A 17328-nucleotide genomic window follows, 5' to 3' on the forward strand; every position below is an offset into this window, starting at 1 on the left:
ATGGGAGGATTCAATGACCTACGATAAGGCAACGGTTCGGGCGGTGTTGGATAAGGTCAAGCAGTCGGGCCGTACCGCCCTCAACGCGCCGGAAAGCAAGAGAGTCTGCGACGCCTACGGCATTCCGGTGCCGCAGGAAGGGTTGGCCACCTCCGCCGACGAAGCGGCGAGCCTGGCGGAAAAGCTCGGCTTCCCGGTCGTTCTGAAGATCGTTTCGAAGGACATTCTGCACAAGACGGATGCCGGCGGCGTGCTTGTCGGCCTGTCGAGCGCCGAAGAGGTCGAGCAGGGCTACAAGACCATCCTCAAGAACGCGCGCGCCTATCAGCCGAACGCCGATATCACCGGCGTCCAGGTGCAGCAGATGCTGTCATCAGCGCAGGAGGTCATCGTCGGGGCGGTTACCGACCCCAGCTTCGGCAAGCTCGTCGCCTTCGGCCTCGGCGGTGTTCTGGTCGAGGTGCTGAAGGACATCACCTTCCGCTTGGCGCCCGCCACGCGCGAGGATGCCCTGTCGATGCTCGACGGCATCGCCGCCGCCGAGATCCTCCGCGGCGTCCGCGGCGCGGAGCCCGTCGATCGCGAGGCCCTGGCGTCGATCATCGAGAACGTCTCGCGCTTGGTCGAGGATTTCCCTGAGATCAGCGAGATGGACCTCAATCCGGTTTTCGCAAGGCCCGACGGCGCAACGGCCGTCGACGTCCGCATCGTCGTCGACTTCTCGCCGCCGAAGCCGATTTTCCGGCCGACGCAGGACGAGATCCTGACGGCGATGAATCGGATCATGAAGCCGAATTCCGTGGCCGTCATCGGCGCCTCCGGCGAGGAAGGCAAAATCGGCAACTCGGTGATGAAGAATCTGATCAACGGCGGTTATCAGGGCACGATCTATCCGATTAACCCCAAGGCGGACGAGATTCTCGGCCTCAAAGCCTACAAGAGCATCAAGGACATTCCCGGCGCGGTCGACATCGCGGTCTTCGCAATTCCGGCCAAGTTCGTGCCGGCGGCACTGAACGAGGTCGGCGAGAAGGGCGTCGCGGGCGCTGTGATGATCCCCTCCGGCTTCGCCGAGACGGGCAACGAAGAGCTGCAGCAGGAGATGGTCGAGATCGCGCGGAAGCACAATGTCCGCGTGATGGGGCCGAACATCTACGGCTTCTACTATACGCACAAGAATCTGTGCGCGACCTTCTGCACCGCCTATGACGTCAAGGGCAAGGTCGCCCTCTCCTCCCAGAGCGGCGGCGTCGGCATGTCGATCATCGGCTTCAGCCGCTCGACGCGGATGGGCGTGTCGGCGATCGTCGGCCTCGGCAACAAGTCGGACATCGACGAGGACGATCTGCTGATCTTCTTCGAGCAGGACGACAACACCCAGGCCGTCGCCATGCATCTGGAGGATCTGAAGGACGGGCGCGCCTTCGCCGAGGCTGCGAAGCGGGTGTCGAAGAAGAAGCCTGTCATCGTGCTGAAGGCCGGCCGCACCTCGCTCGGCGCACGTGCCGCCGCGTCGCACACCGGCGCACTCGCCGGCAACGACAAGATCTACGAGGACGTCCTGCGGCAGAGCGGCGTGATCCGCGCGCGCAGCCTGAACGACATGCTGCAGTTCGCGCGCGGCGTTCCGGCGCTGCCGGCGCCGAAGGGCGAGAATGTGGTGATCATCACGGGCGCCGGCGGGTCCGGCGTGCTGCTGTCGGACGCCTGCGTCGACAACGGCCTGCAGCTCATGGCGATGCCGCAGGATCTGGACGCGGCATTCCGCAAGTTCATTCCGCCCTTCGGCGCGGCCGGGAACCCAGTCGACATCACCGGCGGCGAGCCGCCGAAGACCTACCAGAACACCATTCGGCTGGGCCTGGAGGAGGAGCGGATCCATTCCCTGATCCTGGGCTACTGGCACACGATCGTCACGCCGCCCATGGTGTTCGCGAAGCTCGTCGCCGAGGTCGTGGAGGAATACCGGGCAAAGGGCATCGACAAGCCGGTCGTCGCCTCCCTCGTGGGCGACGTCGAGGTCGAGCAGGCCTCCGACTATCTCTACGAGCGCGGCATCGTCGCCTACCCCTACACGACCGAACTGCCGGTCGCCGTACTCGGCGCGAAATATCGATGGGCGCGGGCCGCCGGCCTGCTGTAGCATCCAGAGGGCCTAACAGACCTTCACCATGGTCTGTTAGGCCTGCCATGTCTTGCTGGGAGGGAATGTCATGCTCAAGACCATTCTCGTACCACTCGATGGCGCCGATGGCGGCGAGACCGTCTTCGGCCCGGCGTTCAGCGTGGGGCGCCGGTTCGATGCGCATGTCGAGGTTCTGCTCGTCCGCCGGAATCCAGCCGACGCGCTCCGCTATCTGACGCGGGGGCTTTCTGTGACTGCCGCGATGAAGGACCAAGTCGTTCAGGCGGCGACGCAAGCCGCCGATGCGGCCGCAGCGAAGGTCCGGTCGGAGTTCGATGCCTATTGTGCAGCCAACCAGATCCCGGTCGGCGTTGAGCCGCCGGGCCCCGGCACCGTTTCGGCAGCCTGGCGCGAGGAAGTCGGCCGTGAGGGCGCCGGGATCGTCGCCCGCCGGGGGCGGCTGGCGGATCTTATCGTGCTCCCGCAGCCGGCCGCCGAGGCACCCGCCCCCGCAGTGCTCGAAGCGGCACTGATGCGGACCAGCAAGCCGGTGCTGGTGGTGCCGCCCGTCACCCGGGACTCCTTCGGGCAGACGATCGGAATCGGATGGGATGGAAGCGCCGAAGCCGCAAGCGCCGTGGCCGGCGCCATGCCGTTTCTGCAGCTCGCCGAGAAGATCCGGGTCTTCATGACCGACGAGGACGCAAGGCCACAGGCGACCGCGGCCGACCTCGTCCACTATCTCGCTTGGCAAGGGATCGCCGCTTCGACGCACAAATTCGATCCCGGCTCGCGATCGGTCGGCAAGGCACTCCTCGCCGAAGCCGAGACATGTCGGACCGACCTCCTGGTCCTCGGGGGCTATGGCCACAGCCGGACCCGGGAGCTGATTCTGGGCGGCGTGACGCGACAGGTACTGGCGACCGGCAAGATTCCGGTGCTGATGGCTCATTAACCAAGCCAAACCGGCAAAACGAACGGCAGCCCTGTGCGGCATCCGGTCGCATAGCATCTGCAGCAGAAGACCCTAATTCTCTAGGTTCGCGTTTGAGTACATGCGGATTTCTGGAGGACGCCCGGCAACCGGGGTAAATTCAAAAAGGGGTCGACGCTTTGAAAATATGCATTTTCGGCGCCGGGGCGACGGGCGGCTATCTAGCCGTTCCCCTGGCGCAGGCCGGAGCCGAGGTGAGCCTGGTGGCGCGCGGCGCGCATTTGACGGCGATGCGGTCAAACGGTCTAAAGCTGATCAAGGATGGCGAGGAGCATGTCGTCCATCCGACCTGCACCGATGATCCGGCCGAGCTTGGACCCCAGGACTATATCTTCGTGACCCTGAAGGCCCATTCGGTGCCCGGAACCGTCGACGCAATGGCGCCGCTGCTCGGCAACGATACCGCGGTGGTCACCGCCTTCAACGGCATTCCCTACTGGTATTTCTATCGTCACGGCGGCGCCTGGGAGAACCAGCAGCTGCAAACGGTGGATCGCGGCAGCAAGCAGTGGGACGTGCTGCGGCCCGATCGGGCCATCGGCTGCATCGTCTATCCTGCGACCGAAGTGGTCGAGCCGGGCGTCATCAAGCATGTCTATGGCGACAAGTTCCCGCTGGGCGAGCCGAGCGGCGAAGTGACCGAGCGGGTCCAGCGCCTGAGCGAGATTCTCACTGCGGCCGGGCTGCGGGCACCGGTCCTCGACCGGATCCGGGACGAGATCTGGCTGAAGCTGTGGGGCAATCTCTGCTTCAACCCGATCAGCGCCCTCACCCACGCGACGCTCGACGTGATCACCAGCGACCCAGGCACCCGCGCCGTCGCCAAGGCCATGATGCTCGAAGCGAAAGCCATCGCCGACAAGCTGGACGTGCATTTCCGGGTCGATGTCGAGCGGCGCATCGACGGCGCCGGCAAGGTCGGCGCCCACAAGACGTCGATGCTTCAGGATCTCGAACGCAGCAGGCCCATGGAGATCGACGCGCTCGTCAGCGTCATCCAGGAACTCGGCCAGTTGGTCGGCGTCGAGACGCCGACGATCGACGTGGTGCTTGCGCTGGTGCGGCAGCGCGCCTCGGTCGCGGGCCTGTACCACTAACCCCCCTCCCCCGCGAGACGCGGGGGAGGTCCGGGGTGGGCCCCAGCCGCCAGTCAGAACACCCATTCCGACAGCACGAAGAGCACACAGCCTACGAGTGCACCGACCAGAGTGCCGTTCATCCGGATATATTGGAGATCGCGGCCGACGGCGAGTTCCATGCGGTCCGAGACGGTTCGCGCGTCCCATCCGCGCACGACCTCGGCGATGAAGCGGCCGATCTCCACCCGCCATGGCACCACCACCTTCATCAGGAACCGCTCGACCGTCCGGTTCACGCGGTTCTGGATCCGCCGATCCTCCGCGAGCGCCCGGCCGAGGGAGCGCAAGCCGCCCGCAATCGCCTGTTTCGCCGTGGAGTCCGGCGCGATCGCGTCCTCGACGATCATGCGGCGCAACTCGTCCCAGACCACGCCGAGATAACCCTGGATTGCCGGATTCGCCAGGACCTGGTCCTTGATCGCCTGCACCTTCGTCGCATATTCGGGCGAGTGCTGCAGCTTGTCGACAAGCTCGATGACAGCACGATCGACCCTGCCGCGCGCCTCGTGATTGGGTTCTGCAAGCTCGTCGAGCAGTTCGTGGATGCCGGCCATGATCGATCGGGCGACCTTTCCGTCGATGCTCCGCGGGATCCACCAGCTGCTCCGCTTGCCGACCAGCTCGTAGATCTTTCCCTCATATTCGAAAAGGAGCTTTCGGGCGATCACGAGGGCCCGGTCGAACAGCGCCTGATGGTGCCCCGCCTCGGCGAGTACCTCCAGCGCGTTACCCAGCGCGGGCGCCAGATTGACGGTGCGAAGCTGCTCATCGAGCGCACGGCGGATGAATTCGCGGACGTCCTGATCCTCGATCGACTCGATCATATAAGGCAGGGTCGAAACCATGCGATCGGCGATCACATCCGCATGTTTCGGATCCGCGAGCCAAGCGCTCAATCGGGCGGCAATATCGATCGACCGCACCTTCTGCGCCACCAGGTCCGGAGCGAGGAAGTTCCGCTCCACGAAACGGCCGAGGCCCTCGCCGATCCTGTCCTTGTTGCGCGGCACGATCGCGGTATGCGGGATCGGCAGGCCGAGAGGATGGCGAAACAGCGCGGTGACCGCAAACCAATCGGCGAGACCGCCGACCAGAGCGGCCTCCGCCCCGGCCTGCACCAACAGGACCCAAATGCCGGGTTCGGCGACGAACTTGGTCGCGACGAACACTGCACCCATCAGAAACAGAAGCCCGGTCGCCAGCAGGCGATGGCGCCGCAATCCTCGCCTCTGGGCGGATTCCGATCCGGGCGCGCCGTCCGCGCCCGTGCGGCGCCCCTCAACGCTCGCTTCCATGGCCGATCTCCTGTGCGCTTGCGGCGGCATTCAAGGATAAACTCCCATGCGGAATTGCAAGAGATGGACCGACGGGTGGCTGATGAGCCCAGTCAACGAGCCGGATCAATCGGAAGCCGTTCGCGCGTTCGCGCGGTTCTGCCGACGACGGCGCCGCCGCGCCTGGTAGCGCTCGATAAACCACCGGGTTAGCCAATAGCTGAAGATCCAGCAGATCACGGCAAGCGGCAAGCTTCCGACCATCATCGGCATCCATATCGGCCTGACCCGACCGGGAAGCAGATCGAACTGAAACGTCAGGGCGGCCGCGGCGACGGCGCCGAAGGTCTTGAGGTAATCCAGCGTATCCGGGCTCGGTAAGCCGTAGCCTCCCGGTAGAATCCAGGCGCCGATGTGATAAGTGATTTCCCAGATCGCCGGCAATGTCCAGGGATTGGCGACGAAACTGCCGATCGCGGATGCAAGGACATTGCCGCGGATCGCCAGGGCCAGGAGCGCGGCCACGACGAACTGGATGCCGATCAGAGGTGTCAGCGCCACCGCCATGCCGCTGGCGAGGCCGGCGGCCACCTTGTGCGGCGTATCGGACATGCGCCCGATTCGATGAGCTCGATAGAGAACGGCACGCCGCCAGCCGGGCCGGGGCCAGACCCACCCGGCCAGTTGATGAAGCACGCCTGGCGGAACGCGGCGTCGAAACATGCTGGTCTTCGAAGTCCGGATTGACGGCTGAGTCCGTTATGGCAACATGCGAACACCATGGTGACCGGCCGCCATCGCGAGCGGCGCTGCCGCCGCGCAAACCCTGGCGACCCTTATTTCGGGTCCCGAGAGTGAGCGGCGCAACCGACACGCAGATCCATCGGGCGAATCACAGGGTTTCCAATCAGCGATCCGCGACGACGATATCGACGCGGTCGGCAGGCTCCTCCTCGGCCTGATTCCCCAGCGCCCGCACATCCATGCGGGTGGAAGGCACGCCTTGATCGATCAGGAAACGACGAACCGCCACCGCGCGCGCGAGAGATAGGCGCCGCGCTTGATTCGCGGCGTTCTCCTCACCGCTGGCGTAGGCGAGAAGCTGGATCCGTGCATCCTCGTTCTGCAGGAGTTGATCCGCGACGGCCGACAGTTCCGACTGCGCCGTCATTGACAGATCCGCCGATCCCTCGCCGAACAGAATTTGCGTTCCGGCGTCCAGGTCCTCGCCCGGCGGCAGGGCTGCGATTTTGGCCTCAGGCTCGACCAATTCGGTTGCCGGATCCGGTTCTGCGGCAGATGGCGCGCTATCGGCGCCCAATTCGGCAACCGGCGCCTCGGCGACGGGCGGCTCGGGAGGCAAGGTTTCGTCGGCCAGACTCGACGCCGGCGCGGACGCCGAGGAATCGGCAGGGGGAGCCACAGGCTCCAAGAGCTCGGAAGCCGGTGATGGCGGTATCTCGGCAACCTCGGGCGGCGGCTCGACCTCCGGCGGGACGGAACCGCCGGCCACGGTGTCGGAGGCGGGTTCGGGCGGCGGCGGGACGTCATTGCCGAGTGAAGCAGACTCGGCCGAAGCGGTTTCCTGCTCCAGCGACGCCAAGGGTTCGGCGCCCGACTCCGCCGGGATCGAATGAGAGCCTGGCGTGAGCGAGTTTTCCAGATTTGCCGTCGCTCCGCCCGGCAGCAGAGACTCGGTCGTATATTCGGCATTGGCACGATCAGCGACGAGCCCTTCTCTGATCCCCTCCCGCTCCTCGGACCCACTGACGACAGGCGGCTCGCCCGGAACGCTGGCGAGATTCGGAAATTCCGCATCCTCCGCCTCGATCTCGGCAGCCGTCTCCGAGAGACGCTCGGGCAGCTCCGAGGACCCGTCGGTCAAGAGAGTGCATGCACCGACCACAAGCGGCAGCGTGAAGACGGCAGCCCGGCGAATCACACATTGGCCCATCGCGAGACAGTGACCGGCATGGGTGAAAAGACGACGGCGTGAGCTAAGCATCCGCGGTGATCTCCTGCCCTACCCTCAAAGCCCCGCGCCCTTCACGGGGCAGCGGCCTAGGTGACGGCGAGGGCAGAGCGCCGACACGGCACGACGGGGATCTCGAACAAGCACATCATACCTGCTAGGCCCTGTCGAACTAACGACCCGCGCACAGCGGCGGTTCCCCTAGACACTCTTAGCATAGCGGGATCCGGTTGCGGAACGGCCTGGGAAAATCAGCCGGAACGCCCGGAACCAATGCCGGAGGACGCTGTTCCTCCGGTAGATCCAATCCAGAAACGCAAGACTGCGGCGTCACGCGCCGAAGGTCGGGCATAGCGGAAGGAGTCAACCATGCAGTTGAACGAGGTGATGACGGCCAAGGTCGACGTCGTCAATCCGGCAACAAAGCTGCAAGACGCCGCACAGAAGATGCGGGATCAAGGAATCGGTGCGCTCCCCGTCTGCGACGGCGAGCGGCTCGTCGGTATGGTCACCGACCGCGACATCGTCATCAAGATCGTCGCCGATGGCCGGGACGTCTCGGCCGCAACGGTCGAGCAAGCCATGTCGCCGGATGTGGTGTACTGCTTCGAGGATCAATCGGTCGAGGACGCCGCACAGGCGATGGCGAACAATCAAATCCGCCGGTTGCCGATCGTCAATCGCGACAAGCGCCTAGTGGGCATCGTATCGCTCGGCGACGTCTCGGTCGAGGGTTCGAAGGAGGCCGCCGGCGAAGCCCTCGAGGAGGTCTCGACGCCGGTCCACTGAGCGACGCGCGAGGCGACTTATTCCGAAACCCCGCGACGAAAAGTCGAGAGTCGGCGCTTCGGCCTTGGCGCTAGTGTCTTAACGCCCGAGCGTCAGGCATCGGCGTGAACAGGTCGCCAATCTCGAACTCCGGCCTGATCATCGTTGTCCCTGATCATCGTTGTCGACGGGTCGGCTTGTCGGAATCCGCCTCCGCGGACTCGGGCGGTTCATCTTCGGGCAGTTCCCCTCCCGCGTGGATCGCCTCGACGCAAGCGCTGTCGGCGTCGTCGCCGACAAGGGACGCAAACAGGTTCAGCGGCACGAGGAGTCCGCCGACAAGGCCGGTTACACCCCGACCTACGGCGACATCGGTCTGCGGCTTCACCTCGATGTCGGTGAAGCGCCCTTCGATATCGACAGGGACGGCCACCGTCGACAGTTTGCTGCTCTTGGCTTCCGGCACGAGTTCGAGGTCAAGCGTCTCGGCGCCGAAATCGACGACCCCGGTACCGACCATGGTCATCCTTTTCGTGTCGAGCAGAATCTTCGTCCGGGCCCGCCCCGCATCGATCGCCGCTTGCCCGACCATGCAGACGATTTCGACAGCGTCGTCCGAGTTCCAATCCCAGAACGCTGGAAGAAGGTTCAGCAGGTCGAGGTCGGTGACGAGCCGATGGAGCTGGGTTCCAACCACGCGGCCGTTGCGCATGATCAGGAGAGCACTGCCGTCCAACGCCGCCATCAGCGCATGCGGAGATTGGCCAACGCTCGTCAGATCGAGAGTCACACCGGCCCGGCCGGAGACGTTCTCGGACGCGACGAACCGGTCCAGCAGCTTGGCTACATCGACGCGTTCAGCCTCGAATCGGGTAGCGATCCTCAAGGGCGCCGTTCCCGCATCCAGCATCAGCCGCCCGTCGGCCCGCCCGTCCGCCACCTGGAACACGAACGGCTCGATGGTGAGCCGCCCCTGCTCGAGCGTCATATCAAGTGCGACATCCCGTAACTCGGTTTCCGCGAACGTCACCAGGGCGGCGCGAAGCGTCAGGTCCGCATCCGCGGCGCGCAGGAACGCCGGATCGAACGGCTCGTCGCTGAAGACACGGTCCGGGTTCGCCTGCGCGTCCGTCGGCGTCGATCCGGCTTCCAGGAACGGCCCGAGATCGAGCCGCTCCGACGACAACGTTCCCTCGATCCGGACTCCGTCATCCGCCGGCAAGGCCACGAGGAGGTGCCCGCCGAGATGGCTTCGACCGATCCGAGCGTCCATTTCTTCGACCTGGTACGTATCGCCCGGATCGGTCAGCCGGCCGTCGAGGCGATAGGGGCCGAGGTCCGGCAAGTCCATCCCGACAAGCGGCGAAAGCGCCGCCAGGGTGGTCCCTTCTGCCGTCACCGACAGGTCCAGCCCTTCGGCTTCGAGCGGTTGCCGGATGGCGCCCGCCGCCTCGATCCGGCTCGCTTCGGTTCCGGCCGTGCCGATGAAGTCGGTCAGCGCGAGATCGCCGCCTTGGTTTGTGAGCCGCGTCTCGATCCTATAAGGGCCGAAAGATGAGAGATCGATCTCGGCGAGAGCCGCGAGGTCCTGGAGGTCCGCCCCCTCGGCGCTCAGCCGCAGGTCGACGCCCTCGCCGGCGGTCACAGCCGCGATCCGGCCCTGGATCCGAAGCAAGGTCGATTGCAGATCGCCGGCGGTGACCTGGATCTCGCGCGCGGACACCTGCTCGTCCTTGTTGATCAGTTCGACATGAGCCTCGAAAGGGCCGAAGGGCGGCAGAGCAATGTCGGCCAGGGTGCCCAGCGGCGCGATATTCCCGCCCGTCGCATCCACCTCGATCGCGAAATCGCCCCCCTCCGGGTCCGCCCCGAGTTGCCCCCGCACGGTCGCGGCGATGTCCCCCGTCTCGATCCGCAGATCCAGCGGATAGGGATTGCTCTCCCGCAACAGGTTCGCGATCGAGCCGACGGTCCCCTCAAGTTCCAGAGGCAGGGACCGGTAGGCGCCGACACCGCTCAGGGACAAGCGGCTCGTCACATCGTCCGCCTGCCAGGTAAAACGGTCGATCCGGAGCGGATCGACAGCATCGGCATCAGGACCGCGCCTGATCACTGTACCATCGACGACCGTCACGTCTTCGAGCAGGAACTCGCCCTGCTCGGACGCCTCCGCGGACGGATCGGGCACGCGACCCTGGTGGAATTCCCAGTTTCCGTTTCCCTCGGCATCGGTTTCGAGAACGATATCCGGCCGGGCGATGACCAGCCGGTCAACCCGAACGTCGCCATCGAGCAGAAGCGGGATGAGTTGGATATCCATCTCGATCCGCTCGACCCGAACCATCGCGTCACGCGATCCCCAAGGAGCATTGCCGAGGGTTACCACCTCCGCGACCAGCGTCGGCGTTAAGGACAGCGTAACGTCGAAGTCGCCTTTGATTTCGACATCGCGTCCCGTGACGCGCTCGAGCCGGCTGACGACCACCGACCGATAGGCGCTGAAATCGACCGAACGCAGATACAGCACCGTTCCCACGATAACTAAGGCCACCGCGAGACACAGTCCGGCGATGATCAGGCTGCGGCGTGTGTGCATGTCCTCCGTCCGATCGATGAAGATGTGGCCGGGTCTAAGCCGCAACTGTCGACAAGAATTCGGAAACACCGTCCCACGGACGAAGTTCCGCGCCGATATCCCGCCCGTTCCGCTTTCCCGCAAAGAAAAGGCCCCGCCGAGGCAGGGCCAGGAGGATGCAATGACGCTAGAGCCTGCCGCGTGGAGGTATGCAGCATCACAGACGCAACCAGCCGGCCACTAGCAAAGAAGAAACGCACCGAATGGTCCGTTTAGTTCCGTCGGGGAGGAAAAGTTCCGATGCTCAAGCCGGAGTGGAGCGGAAGCAGCCCAGCCCCCTCCTGCTTGAGCAAATGGCCGCGATTTCTAGAAAGCCCGATCGGAACCGCGACGGCTGTGCCAATCTACGGCACGCCCATGTCGATCTGACGCAAATCCATAAACAATTCTAAACATAACAGTCATCCCCCCGTCAGCTTGGAACCGTAAGAGTCGCCCGTGCTTCAGCGGAGGTGGGGATGACGACAGCGACCATCGACGTGCGGAACCTGAGCAAGACATTCCGCAACAACAAACGCGCGCTCGACGGCGTTTCCGTGAGCGTTTCAGAAGGAGAAATGGTTGCGCTGATCGGCGCATCCGGATCAGGAAAGTCTACGCTGCTCCGCCTCATCTCCGGCCTCGTCCTGGCCGATCGAAGCGATGATTCCGAGGTGCGCGTCCTGCGCGAGACCGTGCAGCGCGGCGGACGGCCGGGGCGCGGCATCCGAAGCCTCCGCGCCAATGTCGGCGTGATCTTCCAGCAGTTCAATCTCGTCGAGCGCTTGTCTCTCCTGACCAATGTTGCGACTGGCGCCCTCGGCCGGACGCCCCGGTGGCGCGGGAATCTTGGCCTGTTCACCCGCGCCGAGAAGCTGCGGGCCATGCGGGCCCTCGATCGGGTCGGCATGGCCGAGCATGCGGCCCAGCGTGCCTCCACATTGTCGGGCGGTCAGCAACAGCGCGGCGCGATCGCCCGTACCCTCGTGCAAGGAGCGCGGATCATGCTCGCCGACGAGCCGATCGCCTCGCTCGATCCGAAGGCCGCGCGTCGGGTAATGGACATTCTCTCGCAGCTCAACCGGCAGGACGGGATGACGGTCCTGGTTTCCCTGCATCAGGTAGAATACGCGATTCGCTATTGCCCGCGCACGCTCGCCCTGCGCGATGGGAAGCTCGTCTATGACGGGCCGTCGAACGCCTTAACGCCCGAGTTCCTGAACGAGCTCTACGGCTCCGAGAGCGAGGAGCTCTTCCTGCCTGGGCTGACGGGCATGACGGAGAGTGACCCACGCGGAGACAGCGGACCCACGGCGCCGCACGATATCCCAAAGATCCGCGCCGTAGCGGGCGGCTGACGGATCGGTCACCCCGTCGGCCCAAACAAAACCCCAAACAATGCCAACGACAGGAGAAGAGACGATGAGGCTCAAGAACCTTGCTGCTACGAGCGTCGCGGCGATGATGCTTGCCGGGGCACTCGTGACCACCGCACCGGCTGCGGCCGACGAGATCAACTTCGGAATCATCTCGACCGAGTCGACCCAGAATCTGAGGGAGCAGTGGGAGCCCTTCCTCGCGGCCATGGAGGAGCAGACCGGCCACAAGGTGAATCCGTTCTTCGCTTCGGATTACGCCGGCGTCATCGAAGGGATGCGCTTCAAGAAGGTGGATGTGGCCTGGTACGGGAACAAGTCCGCGATGGAGGCCATCGATCGCGCGGACGGCGAGATCTTCGCCCAGACGGTCGACGTCACCGGCAACCCCGGCTACTGGTCGCTGCTGCTCGTGCCGGCGGACAGCCCGATCGACAGCCTGGACGATGTCCTCGCCTGCAACAAGTCGCTGGATTTCGGCATCGGCGATCCGAACTCCACCTCCGGGTTCCTCGTCCCCACGACCTTCATCTTCGCGGCCAACGGCATCAACCCGAAGGACTGCTTCAAGACCGTACGCAGCGCCAACCACGAGACGAACGCCATGGCGGTCGCCAACAAGCAGGTGGATGTGGCGACCAACAACACGGAGAACATGGCAAAGATCAAGGAGAACAATCCGGAAGCCTACGCGAAGATCAAGGAGATCTGGCGCTCGCCGCTGATCCCGAGCGATCCGATCGTCTGGCGGAAAGATCTCGACGCGGAGCTCAAGGCGGACATCTACCATTTCATCATGACCTATGGCCGCAACGGTTCGCCCGAGGAGATTGCCGAGGCGCGCAAGATTCTGGCCGCCCTGCAGTGGGCCCCCTTCGTCCCATCCTCCAACGCGCAGCTCTATCCGATCCGGCAGATGGAGCTGAACAAGGAGATGATGAAGGTCGAAGCCGATGAACGCCTCTCAGCCGAGGAGAAGAAGCAGCGGATGACCGAGATCGAGGCCGACCTCGCCGCGGTCGAGCAGCAGGAAGCGGCACTTCCGCGCAAGTAATTCCGCTTCGAACGGGTGGCGCGACTATCGCGCCACCCGTTCACCTTATCCAGGCATCCCCCTTCCGGAGAGACGACCATGACGGACGCAGCACTCCGCACCTTGCCGCAGGCGCCGACTGAACTGCCGCGCCGCGATCTCGGCCGCACCGCCTTCAACACTGTGATGTGGGCCGTGTTCATCGGCCTGCTCGTCTGGGGATGGGCGCCGGCCGGGATGAACAATGTCGTCTCGCTCTTCACCGGCGCCGGCAACATGGCCGAATATGCGCACGGCTTCCTGGCGCCCGACTTTCACAACTGGCCGACCTATCTGCAGGAAATGATCGTCACCGTCCAGATCGCGATCTGGGGGACCGTTCTCGCCGTCGTAGTGGGCGTGCCGTTCGGCATTCTGTCGTCGGAGAATATGGCGCCGATCTGGATCGTCCAGCCGGTGCGTCGCCTGATGGACGCGCTTCGGGCGATCAACGAACTGGTCTTCGCGATGCTGTTCGTCGTGGCCGTCGGGCTCGGCCCTTTCGCTGGCGTCATGGCACTCTTCGTGCACACGACCGGCATCATCGCCAAGCTGTTCTCCGAAGCCGTGGAAGCGATCGATCCGCGCCCGGTGGAAGCCATCCGCGCCACCGGCGCCGGCCGGATACAGGAAGTCGTTTTCGGCGTGATCCCGCAGGTGATTCCGCTGTGGATCTCCTACTCCCTCTACCGGTTCGAATCGAACGTCCGGTCCGCGACGGTGCTCGGCATCGTCGGCGCCGGCGGGATCGGCCAGCTCTTGTGGGAATATGTCCGCGGCTTCTACTACAGCGAGACGGCCGCGGTCATGATCATCATCGTGATCTCGGTGACAGTCATCGACATCATCTCGCAGCGGCTACGCAAGTTGGTGATCTGACTCCTCACAGGTCTTTCAGAAGAGCGACCAGGGCCTCGCCGGCAACGGCGAGGTCTCCGTCGTTGGAGATGGCCACGAGCCGCGGATGCGTGCAGGCAACCTCCGTCGCCCGCGCAACCCGCCGCTCGATCTCGGCCGCCGTCTCCCGGCCGCGTCGCTGAAGGCGCGCCCGCAGCGCCTCCGGCTTAATGGTGATCAGGAGGGGCAGCAGCGTGGGATAGCGCCGCGCCGCTTCGTCGAGATGGGCTCGCGAGCCGTTGACGACGATATGCAGGCCTCGGGCAAGCCAGAGATCAATCTCCGCGCCGATGCCATATCGATGGCCATGGCTGGACCAGTGGAGCCCGAAACAGCGCTGGCGGAGGCGGCTCTCGAATTCCAGCTCGCTGAGCGCGACATGGTTCTCGCCGCCCGCGTCGGCAGGGCGCGTGATGTAGCGATGGACGAATACCAGATTTGGAGAGCCGACAAGCCGCTGCCGCGCATAGCCGATCAGGCTGTCCTTCCCAGCGCCGGACGGCCCCATCACATAGACCAGCCGGCCCGCGCCCGGGGGTGTCTCCGAGGAGATCTCTGCAGAGGAGCCGCGGATCGCGTCGGCCACGATTTCAGCCGCCAAATGCGTACCGGCGAGCGATGCGGAACGGCGCCGTTCCGTCCGCCTGTTCGAAGAGGCAGATCGACTGGACGGCAACGGGCTCTTCGCAAAGGGGAGTCACTAGCGGTGCGAGCGTCCGCCGTACGGCCTCGCGCTCCCGCTCATCATCGAGCGACCCCGTCAGTGTCAGATGGAAGCGGAACTCGTCCAGCACATAGGGATAGCCCCAGCGGATCAGCAACTGATTCTGCCGCTCCGTCAGCCCATTCGCCCGTCGACGCGCGAGCTCGTCCGCACTTGGCGGCTTCCGGAAGCTGTCGAACGCCGTCACGCAGTCGGCGGCGAGCGAGGCCAGGGGCTCACAAGGTCCGCTCGACACCAGCGCCAGGAAGCGGCCGAGCGTTGCCAGCCGGAGCGGCGGAAGCTCGAACCCGGCGCGCGTCGCGGCAAAGGCCGTGATCGCCCGCTGCAGCGCCTCGAGGCTGTGCCCGTCAGCCAGCCGGAACGGTGCCTTCAGCGTGCCGTGAAATCCGTAATGCCGCGGCGCACGGGTGATCTCCTCGAGCCGAGGTGCCGCTTCTCTAGTCGCAGATTCGCATCCGAGCCAGCGGCGGCCGAACGTCTCCAGCGCGCTGCCCGGCTCCGGCGCGTAGTAGAGGGCATAGCGTGCCGCCATCAGCTGACCCGGTCGCCGGCGCGCCAGACGCTGCGGACGACCGGGAAGTCGTCATGCAGCGTCACCCGGACAAGATCACCCCGCTTGCCCGGCTCGATCCCGCCGCGGTCGCTCAGGCCGACGGCGGCGGCCGGGTTCGCCGACACGGTCGCGATCGCAGACGGCAGCGCGATCCCGAGCCGCTCATGCAGCAGGAAGGCGGCATGCAGAAGGCTGCTCGGGACATAGTCCGAGGACATCATGTCGAGGAGGCCGGCTTCGGCAAGCGTCGCTGCCGACACATTGCCGGAATGCGAGCCGCCGCGCACCAGATTGGGCGCGCCCATGATCACACTCATGCCGTGCCGTCGCGCCAGGGCGGCGGCGCTCAGCGTCGTCGGAAATTCGGAGATCGCGATGCCGAAGGCGGCGGCCTCCTCGACATGCGCTTCGGTCGTGTCGTCATGGCTGGCGAGCGGAATGCCGCGTTCCTTGCAGCGCGCGACGATCGCCTGCCGATGCTTGCCGGAGTTCCGTTCCATCAGCGTCTCGCGCCGGGCGATCACCTGCGCGAACTCCTCATCGCTCCACTTCTTGTCCCGATGGAATTCCCGGTAGACGGACAGGTCTCGCCACTGGCGATGGCCGGGCGTGTGATCCATCACCGAGACGAGCCGCAGCAGCGCCTCTCCGGCGAAGCTATCGAACATCTCGACGACGCCGTCATCGGCGACCTCGCAGCGGAGATGCAGGTGATGGTCGGCGCGGAGGGTCCCGCTTTCGGAGGCCTGTGCGATCGATCGGATGGACTCCGCCAGAATGCGGCGGCGCTCCCCACCCTCGCGATAGTCCCCGACGCAGACCGCATCGAGCACCGTTGTGATGCCGGCCGCGGCGATCTGGCTGTCATGGGCCAGCAGCGCCCCCAGCGCCGACGGCCAGCGTACACCCGGCCGCGGTTCGAGATGCCGCTCCAGATTGTCGGTATGCAGCTCGACGAGTCCCGGGAGCAGGAAATCGCCTTCGAGATCGAGGGCGCCAGGCGCATGGCTGCGCCCCTCCTCCACCGCTTCGATCATGCCGCCGGTCATCGACACCGTTCCGACGACGACCGCCGCGGGCGTCACCACCCGCGCATTGGTCAGGATGAGCTCGCCCGTCATGCCGCCAGTTCTCCGGGTTTCAGGTCGAAGAGACGATCGGCGATCGCATCGCGCACCTCCCGATCGTGAAATATTCCGATCACGGCCGTCCCGCGCGCCTTGGCCTCCAGGATCAGCTCGATCACGATCCGCCGGTTCGCGGCGTCGAGCGACGCCGTCGGCTCGTCCAGCAGCAGGATGGGGTAGCCGGCGATGAAGCCGCGGGCGATGTTGACGCGCTGCTGCTCGCCCCCGGAGAAGGTCGCGGGAGCGAGCGACCAGAGCCGCTCGGGGATCGCCAACCGCGCGAGCAGGGCGCGGGCCCGGTCGGTGGCCGCCGCTGCCTCGACGCCCGTCATCCGAAGCGGCTCGGCCACGATCTCCTCCGTGGCAACACGCGGGACGACGCGCAGGAACTGGCTGACATAGCCCATGGTGCGGCGCCTTATGTCGAGGATCGTGCGCGGCTCGGCACCGACCATGTCGACGACGGTACCGCGATGTTGCACCAGGATCCGGCCGCCGTTCGCGTGGTAGTTCGCATAGATCGACCGCATCAGCGTCGATTTTCCGGCACCGGACGCACCGACGAGGGCCAGGCACTCGCCCGGATGCAGGGCGAGATCGATACCGTCGAAGACGGGAATCTCGATGCCGCCTTGGACGTGGAGACGGAACGTCTTCGCAAGGTCGTGAATCTCAAGAACAGGGTTACGCATC

The 17328-nt window shown here is 65.3% G+C and carries 15 protein-coding genes; 7 read left to right on the plus strand and 8 right to left on the minus strand.

Going from position 1 to position 17328, the window contains the following annotated elements; all coding sequences use genetic code 11:
• The first annotated feature begins 13 nt into the window (after window positions 1-13).
• The 3 genes from DT069_RS03940 to DT069_RS03950 all read left to right on the plus strand — a co-directional run bounded on the left by DT069_RS03940 (window position 14) and on the right by DT069_RS03950 (window position 4216).
• Window positions 14-2143 (plus strand): acetate--CoA ligase family protein, encoded by a 2130-nt coding sequence (locus tag DT069_RS03940; protein ID WP_119458983.1) that lies wholly within the window; start codon window positions 14-16, stop codon window positions 2141-2143.
• A 70-nt stretch (window positions 2144-2213) separates the two neighbouring features.
• Entirely contained in the window at window positions 2214-3080 is an 867-nt protein-coding gene (locus DT069_RS03945) for a universal stress protein (protein WP_119458984.1), read from the plus strand.
• 158 nt (window positions 3081-3238) lie between these two features.
• Complete coding sequence (locus tag DT069_RS03950; RefSeq protein ID WP_119458985.1) at window positions 3239-4216, plus strand: 2-dehydropantoate 2-reductase; 978 nt, start codon at window positions 3239-3241, stop codon at window positions 4214-4216.
• A gap of 53 nt (window positions 4217-4269) precedes the next feature.
• On the opposite strand, the gene DT069_RS03955 is transcribed toward DT069_RS03950, so the two are convergent.
• From DT069_RS03955 to DT069_RS03965, 3 genes are all read right to left on the minus strand, one after another.
• Window positions 4270-5553 carry a DUF445 domain-containing protein gene (locus DT069_RS03955; RefSeq protein WP_162912970.1) on the minus strand — a complete coding sequence of 428 codons (1284 nt, stop codon included), beginning with the start codon at window positions 5551-5553 and terminating at the stop codon, window positions 4270-4272.
• Between the two features lie 105 nt (window positions 5554-5658).
• Window positions 5659-6255 carry a DUF2062 domain-containing protein gene (locus DT069_RS03960; protein ID WP_119458987.1) on the minus strand — a complete coding sequence of 199 codons (597 nt, stop codon included), beginning with the start codon at window positions 6253-6255 and terminating at the stop codon, window positions 5659-5661.
• 184 nt (window positions 6256-6439) lie between these two features.
• The gene (locus DT069_RS03965) at window positions 6440-7537 is read right to left on the minus strand and encodes an OmpA family protein (protein ID WP_119458988.1); all 1098 of its coding nucleotides are present in this window, start codon (window positions 7535-7537) and stop codon (window positions 6440-6442) included.
• Window positions 7538-7873: 336 nt separating this feature from the next.
• On the opposite strand from DT069_RS03965, the gene DT069_RS03970 reads away from it, so the two are divergent.
• The gene (locus DT069_RS03970; protein WP_119458989.1) at window positions 7874-8293 is read left to right on the plus strand and encodes a CBS domain-containing protein; all 420 of its coding nucleotides are present in this window, start codon (window positions 7874-7876) and stop codon (window positions 8291-8293) included.
• 154 nt (window positions 8294-8447) lie between these two features.
• Here the strand turns inward: DT069_RS03970 and DT069_RS03975 are convergent, their stop codons facing one another.
• Window positions 8448-10868, minus strand: coding sequence for an AsmA family protein (locus tag DT069_RS03975; RefSeq protein ID WP_119458990.1), 2421 nt, complete (start codon window positions 10866-10868; stop codon window positions 8448-8450).
• Between the two features lie 497 nt (window positions 10869-11365).
• On the opposite strand from DT069_RS03975, the gene phnC reads away from it, so the two are divergent.
• The 3 genes from phnC to phnE all read left to right on the plus strand — a co-directional run bounded on the left by phnC (window position 11366) and on the right by phnE (window position 14213).
• The gene (gene phnC, locus DT069_RS03980; RefSeq protein WP_119458991.1) at window positions 11366-12244 is read left to right on the plus strand and encodes a phosphonate ABC transporter ATP-binding protein; all 879 of its coding nucleotides are present in this window, start codon (window positions 11366-11368) and stop codon (window positions 12242-12244) included.
• Between the two features lie 64 nt (window positions 12245-12308).
• Entirely contained in the window at window positions 12309-13316 is a 1008-nt protein-coding gene (gene phnD / locus DT069_RS03985; protein ID WP_119458992.1) for a phosphonate ABC transporter substrate-binding protein, read from the plus strand.
• A 78-nt stretch (window positions 13317-13394) separates the two neighbouring features.
• Window positions 13395-14213: a phosphonate ABC transporter, permease protein PhnE gene (gene phnE, locus DT069_RS03990; protein WP_119458993.1), complete on the plus strand. Its 819-nt coding sequence runs from the start codon at window positions 13395-13397 to the stop codon at window positions 14211-14213.
• A gap of 4 nt (window positions 14214-14217) precedes the next feature.
• Here phnE and phnN read toward each other — a convergent pair whose 3' ends face one another.
• From phnN to phnL, 4 genes are read right to left on the minus strand one after another with little or no spacing between them, the layout of a single operon-like run.
• A complete protein-coding gene (gene phnN / locus DT069_RS03995; protein WP_425449989.1) occupies window positions 14218-14817 on the minus strand; it encodes a phosphonate metabolism protein/1,5-bisphosphokinase (PRPP-forming) PhnN in 600 nt (199 codons plus the stop codon).
• A gap of 4 nt (window positions 14818-14821) precedes the next feature.
• On the minus strand, window positions 14822-15487 hold the full coding sequence (locus tag DT069_RS04000) for a DUF1045 domain-containing protein (protein WP_119458994.1): 666 nt from the start codon (window positions 15485-15487) through the stop codon (window positions 14822-14824).
• Window positions 15487-16629 (minus strand): alpha-D-ribose 1-methylphosphonate 5-triphosphate diphosphatase, encoded by a 1143-nt coding sequence (locus DT069_RS04005; protein WP_119458995.1) that lies wholly within the window; start codon window positions 16627-16629, stop codon window positions 15487-15489. The genes DT069_RS04000 and DT069_RS04005 overlap by 1 nt, the downstream gene beginning before the upstream one ends.
• Window positions 16626-17327, minus strand: a complete 702-nt coding sequence (gene phnL / locus DT069_RS04010; RefSeq protein WP_119458996.1) for a phosphonate C-P lyase system protein PhnL — start codon at window positions 17325-17327, stop codon at window positions 16626-16628. The genes DT069_RS04005 and phnL overlap by 4 nt, the downstream gene beginning before the upstream one ends.
• Between the last annotated feature and the right edge of the window lies 1 nt (window position 17328).

It is taken from the genome of Virgifigura deserti, from assembly GCA_003576685.1.
Taxonomy (GTDB): domain Bacteria; phylum Pseudomonadota; class Alphaproteobacteria; order Dongiales; family Dongiaceae; genus Virgifigura; species Virgifigura deserti.

What these genes read in the sequence shown, in the direction of transcription:
- DT069_RS03945 (WP_119458984.1), top strand. Translation starts at nt 2,214, where the DNA reads ATGCTCAAGACCATTCTCGTACCACTCGATGGCGCCGATGGCGGCGAG.
- DT069_RS04005 (WP_119458995.1), bottom strand. Translation starts at nt 16,629, where the DNA reads ATGACGGGCGAGCTCATCCTGACCAATGCGCGGGTGGTGACGCCCGCG.
- DT069_RS04000 (WP_119458994.1), bottom strand. Translation starts at nt 15,487, where the DNA reads ATGGCGGCACGCTATGCCCTCTACTACGCGCCGGAGCCGGGCAGCGCG.
- DT069_RS03955 (WP_162912970.1), bottom strand. Translation starts at nt 5,553, where the DNA reads ATGGAAGCGAGCGTTGAGGGGCGCCGCACGGGCGCGGACGGCGCGCCC.
- DT069_RS03975 (WP_119458990.1), bottom strand. Translation starts at nt 10,868, where the DNA reads ATGCACACACGCCGCAGCCTGATCATCGCCGGACTGTGTCTCGCGGTG.
- DT069_RS03970 (WP_119458989.1), top strand. Translation starts at nt 7,874, where the DNA reads ATGCAGTTGAACGAGGTGATGACGGCCAAGGTCGACGTCGTCAATCCG.
- DT069_RS03960 (WP_119458987.1), bottom strand. Translation starts at nt 6,255, where the DNA reads ATGTTTCGACGCCGCGTTCCGCCAGGCGTGCTTCATCAACTGGCCGGG.
- phnD (WP_119458992.1), top strand. Translation starts at nt 12,309, where the DNA reads ATGAGGCTCAAGAACCTTGCTGCTACGAGCGTCGCGGCGATGATGCTT.
- phnL (WP_119458996.1), bottom strand. Translation starts at nt 17,327, where the DNA reads ATGCGTAACCCTGTTCTTGAGATTCACGACCTTGCGAAGACGTTCCGT.
- DT069_RS03940 (WP_119458983.1), top strand. Translation starts at nt 14, where the DNA reads ATGACCTACGATAAGGCAACGGTTCGGGCGGTGTTGGATAAGGTCAAG.
- phnE (WP_119458993.1), top strand. Translation starts at nt 13,395, where the DNA reads ATGACGGACGCAGCACTCCGCACCTTGCCGCAGGCGCCGACTGAACTG.
- DT069_RS03965 (WP_119458988.1), bottom strand. Translation starts at nt 7,537, where the DNA reads ATGCTTAGCTCACGCCGTCGTCTTTTCACCCATGCCGGTCACTGTCTC.
- phnC (WP_119458991.1), top strand. Translation starts at nt 11,366, where the DNA reads ATGACGACAGCGACCATCGACGTGCGGAACCTGAGCAAGACATTCCGC.